This is a genomic window from Flavicella sp. (genome assembly GCF_029238425.1).
In the GTDB taxonomy this organism is placed as follows: domain Bacteria; phylum Bacteroidota; class Bacteroidia; order Flavobacteriales; family Flavobacteriaceae; genus Flavicella.
This window is the reverse complement of record NZ_JAQWGB010000107.1, coordinates 1-1,906: the sequence shown is the minus strand read 5'-3', so window position 1 is coordinate 1,906 and position 1,906 is coordinate 1. Positions and strand designations below refer to the sequence as shown.

The 1,906-nt window shown below is 37.0% G+C and carries 1 protein-coding gene; it reads right to left on the bottom strand.

The annotated features are described in order from the left end of the window. Window positions 1–1,881 (bottom strand): glycoside hydrolase family 2 TIM barrel-domain containing protein (locus P8H68_RS08145; protein ID WP_300323293.1); only part of this gene is annotated, 1,881 nt, incomplete at its 3' end. Between the last annotated feature and the right edge of the window lie 25 nt (window positions 1,882–1,906).

The window sequence follows — 1,906 nt, the reverse complement described above, 5'->3', positions numbered from 1 at the left end:
TGAGGTCCATTGAGATTGATAAAAATAGTAACCATCTTTAGGAAAACCACATAAATCAATTGGAGCGAACGAAGAAGAACGAGCTGGCCATCCAAAAGGAATCACTTCTCCCAAATAATCCCAACCGGTCCATATAAATTGCCCCATGATATTATCTCTATTCTTGATATCTCTCCAGGCATCCATTCCGCGCTCTCCTAAAAGTTGTCTTTTCTCTACCCATTCATAGGCATCATTATGAGTATAGCCTAAAGCATCCCACCACTTCTTTTTTGCCTCACCATACAAATAAGTTCCCCTTGGGTAATACGATTGTGCAGAAGCACATTCCGTTACAATCCCCATGGCATCAGGTGCGATTTTATCTTCTCTATCTAAACCGTTTTCTTTGATATAATTATAACCTCTAATATCACTTGTAGACGCGGCTCCTTCACTTGGCCATGCATCCCAACCATATCCAATAAGTCCGTTTGTAACAGGACGATCATCTAAATCATGAATAATATTGATCAATCTATTAGCTATCGGAATCCCTTCATCAGTTTTCATTTGATCAATTTCATTACCAATACTCCACATGACAACCGAAGCATGATTACGATCTCTCAACACAAAATCAGTCAAGTCTCTATCCGCCCATTCTTTAAAAATGTCCGCATAATATTTTACAGGAATTCGAACTTTTTTCCCATCTTGAACAGTTGCCGGTTTTTTAACAATTTCCCATTCATCAAACATTTCATTCATCACCATAAAGCCCATTTCGTCACATATATCTAAAAACTCTGTAGAAAAAGGATTATGAGAAGTTCGAACCGCATTACATCCCATTTCACGCAATACTTCTAACTGACGCTCGATAGTTCTTCTGTAAATTGCTGCTCCCAAAGGACCACCAGCATGATGCAGACAAACTCCTTTTAATTTAGTTCTTATACCATTGATAGAAAACCCATTGTCCTTATCATAGCCTAAAGTTCTAATACCGGTTCTAGTTGTTTCCTGCCCAATAAGCTTATCTCCATCAAACAACTCCACCTTTACATCGTATAAGGTTGGACTCGAAGGCGACCATAATTTAGGTTCCATTACTTCTAATTTAGAATTAATGGAAGAAACTTCACCAGCTTTTACAGTAATGATATTCTCATTCCTTGCAACCTCCTGTCCTGCATCAAATGCTGAAACCACAGCTCTTATCTCTGAATTCGTTTGTTTCTCAGTTTTGATATTAAAAGCAGTATTGATAATTGCATGCTCCTTGTTTATTGTTGGAGTCGTTACGTAGAAACTCCAATTTGGAATATATGTTTTATTTTTAATCTTTAAGGTAACATCTCTGTACAATCCAGTTCCAGAATACCATCTATGCCCTGGCTGTTCAGAATTATCTAAGGTTACCGTAAGTACATTTTCTGCTTCAAAATTAATATGCTCCGTTAAATCATATTCAAACCCTATGTACCCTAAAGGACGATGACCTACTTTTTGCCCATTTATATAAACAGTAGAATTTCTGTAGGCACCATCAAAGTAGATAAAAACTTTATTTTCTTTTTTGCTCGCTTCTACATAAAATGTTTTTCTATAAACACATTTACCCGTTGGAAGCCATCCTCCTCTTGAAAAAGAGGGATTCTTTTTTGAAAACTCTCCCTTTATACTCCAGTCATGTGGAATGCTTACATCCTCCCAAGCAGAATCATCATACACAGGCTGAATTGCCTCCGTTATTTCTCCTTTGCTAAATTTCCATCCTTTGTTAAATGGAATTTCTTGCGGAGTGCTCTCCGTATTTGAACAAGCTAATAACAACAGAGTACCAACAACCAAGGTTAGGATGGTTAATACTGTATGTTTCAATCTGTGTAGGATCATTTTCATTTTTTTTATGTTCTGTGCA